Raw genomic sequence first — 375 nt, 5'->3', positions numbered from 1 at the left:
GCCAGGCCCTTGGCCATGGCGGCGGGATCCTGCTGCGCGGTGCTGGTCTCGCTCTCGACGGCCGTGTCCTTGGTCAATGCGGTTTCATCGGCTATCGCCGTGAACAGCTGGTCGAGAGGCGAATCCGGCGACGCGACGGCCGAAAGCGCCAGATAATGCGGCTTGTCCTTCAGCATCGCCTTGAGCTTCAGCTGGTCGAGCACGCCGTTCCAGGCGGCGGCGAATTCCTTGCCGTAGCGGTCGATGAGCTCAGGACCGAGCTTGGGCAGGTCCTGGTCGATGCCGCCCTGTTCGCCACCGCCACCGAGCACCCAGCGGTCGTCGACGAGCGTCTGCGCCATGCGCGAGAGCTGTGGCAGGAAGAAGCGGTTGAAA

Annotated in this window: 1 protein-coding gene; it reads right to left on the bottom strand. The window is 65.6% G+C overall.

The window, feature by feature from the left end; genetic code table 11:
* On the bottom strand, positions 1-375 hold a 375-nt coding region (locus EN852_RS36145), incomplete at both ends, for an ImcF-related family protein (RefSeq protein ID WP_281407837.1).

This window comes from Mesorhizobium sp. M2E.F.Ca.ET.209.01.1.1 (assembly GCF_004010375.2).
In the GTDB taxonomy this organism is placed as follows: domain Bacteria; phylum Pseudomonadota; class Alphaproteobacteria; order Rhizobiales; family Rhizobiaceae; genus Mesorhizobium.
The sequence above is the reverse complement of the archived record's forward strand: the minus strand, read 5'-3'. Positions and strand labels throughout refer to the sequence as shown.